Below are 327 nucleotides of genomic sequence, written 5' to 3'. Positions count from 1 at the left end.
TCGCTGTCGACTTCCACGTCGACCGGCCTTTCGTCGGCCACGAGTTCCATCGGTTCGCTGTCCACCGGACTGAGCTCGACCAACAGTTCGGTTACCTCGCTTTCCACGTCGGCTTCGACGGGGCTGTCTTCGGCTAACAGCTCGATCACTTCGCTGTCGACTTCCACGTCGACCGGTTTGTCGTCGGCTACGAGCTCCATCGGTTCGTTGTCCACCGGCCTCAGCTCGACCAACAGTTCGGTTACCTCGCTTTCCACGTCGGCTTCGACGGGGCTGTCGTCGGCTAACAGCTCGATCACTTCGCTGTCGACTTCCACGTCGACCGGT

At 60.9% G+C, this 327-nt stretch carries 1 protein-coding gene; it reads right to left on the bottom strand.

From position 1 onward, the window contains the following. The coding region (locus tag HWX07_RS37235) for a hypothetical protein (protein ID WP_279612804.1) at positions 1-327 on the bottom strand (327 nt) is incomplete at both ends.

The sequence above is a fragment of the Burkholderia sp. BCC0097 genome, from assembly GCF_902832985.1.
Lineage (GTDB): Bacteria > Pseudomonadota > Gammaproteobacteria > Burkholderiales > Burkholderiaceae > Burkholderia > Burkholderia orbicola.
This window is presented reverse-complemented; position numbering and strand designations above follow the sequence as displayed.